Genomic DNA, 1,496 nt, shown 5'->3' on the forward strand with positions numbered 1-1,496 from the left:
CTGGAGACGGTGGCGGCCCGATCCACCCGGCGACAGTGACTGAATCGAGGCGCCTGTGGAGATCGCCGAGCTGGCGGTGCCGCAGCCGGTGGCACCCGGCCGGCGGGCCGCTCCGGCCCGCCGCGCGGCGCGCGAGCTGCTGCTCGTCGCCACGCTGTTCCTGATCTACAAGGTGGCGCGGATGGCGGTGGCCGGTCGGGTGTCGACCGCGCTGGCCAACGGCGAGTCGGTCTGGCACATCGAGCGGCTGTTCCACCTGCCCGACGAGGCTGCCGTCCAGCATCCGCTGCTCGCGCACGACCTGGTGGCGCACCTGGCCAACGGCTACTACGCGTACGTGCACTTCCCCGCCACGGTGATCACCCTCGGCTGGCTCTACGTGCGACACCCGGCGCACTACCTGTGGACGCGTCGCGTGCTCGCCTGTCTCACCGCGGCGGCTCTGGCCCTGCACCTCCTGGTCCCCCTGGCGCCGCCCCGGCTGACCGCGCTGACGGGCCTGGTGGACACCGGCCGCCGGTTCGGGCCCACCGTCTACGGTCCACCCGACACCGACACCCTCAGCAACCAGTACGCCGCCATGCCGTCCCTGCACGTCGGGTGGGCGCTGGTCGTGGCCGTCGCGCTCGTCGCGGTGACCCGCGGGCGCCTCCGGTGGCTGTGGCTGGCCCACCCGCTCGTCACCCTGCTGGTCGTCGTGGCCACCGGCAACCACTACTGGCTCGACGGTGTGGTGGCGGCACTGATGCTCGGGGTCGTCCACCTGGTCCTGCCCACGCCCGCCGAGCGACCCGAGCCTCCTTCCAAGCCCCAAGCCACCGCGGCAACGAAACGAGACCTCAGCCCACCGGTACGCCGTACTCGCGCTCGGTGAACAGGTCGACGTCCCGCGGGCCCAGTTTGGCGGCCCGGCGCGCGTGCAGGGCGAGCTGCCGACGTGCCTCGCCGAGGCGGCGGCTGGCGATCGTCATCTCGTCGGACGACTCGAACGGCTCCGTACCGCTGGCCCGCAGCGCGGCGGCCAGCACCCCGTTGAACGCGGTCATCAGCCCGTTGGTCAGCGCGATGCCGTCCTGGTCCCCGCGCGTCCAGATCTCCGACCAGGCGGCCTCCACCGTGACCATGTCCCGGGCCAGCCAGTCGTGCAGCATCATCGGCCCCAGCGGCTTGTGCCCTCCGAGCAGGTCGTTACCCGCCTCCGGCAGGCCCGACCGCCAGTACCCGGTCTGCCGCAACGCCTCGGCCTTGTGGGCGAGGCGTAGAGCGCCGGACAGAACCAGGACGTACGCCCGCTGAAGCTCGGCCCGCTCGCGCTGCCGCCGCCTGATCCGACCGTGCACCCACACCACGAACAGCGATGCGAAGGCGGTGATCGCGGAGCCGAGCAGGGCGGCCAGGGTTGAGTTCACGCCGACATGATGCCTGCCGCCGCTCGGCGTCGCCGCGCGGGCTCACCCCGGCTCGGGAGCCTTCCCGAGCCGGGCCACGCGGCGTAG

General features: G+C 72.9%; 2 protein-coding genes. One reads left to right on the forward strand and one right to left on the reverse strand.

The genetic code is table 11. The features are described from left to right. Nucleotides 1-55 precede the first annotated feature (55 nt). Nucleotides 56-874: a phosphatase PAP2 family protein gene (locus AB0J68_RS32105; protein ID WP_363942629.1), complete on the forward strand. Its 819-nt coding sequence runs from the start codon at nucleotides 56-58 to the stop codon at nucleotides 872-874. Here the strand turns inward: AB0J68_RS32105 and AB0J68_RS32110 are convergent. Continuing rightward, nucleotides 840-1,409 (reverse strand): hypothetical protein, encoded by a 570-nt coding sequence (locus AB0J68_RS32110; RefSeq protein WP_354863375.1) that lies wholly within the window; start codon nucleotides 1,407-1,409, stop codon nucleotides 840-842. The genes AB0J68_RS32105 and AB0J68_RS32110 overlap by 35 nt on opposite strands. Nucleotides 1,410-1,496 lie beyond the last annotated feature (87 nt).

This window comes from Micromonospora sp. NPDC049580 (assembly GCF_040675595.1).
GTDB lineage: Bacteria > Actinomycetota > Actinomycetes > Mycobacteriales > Micromonosporaceae > Micromonospora.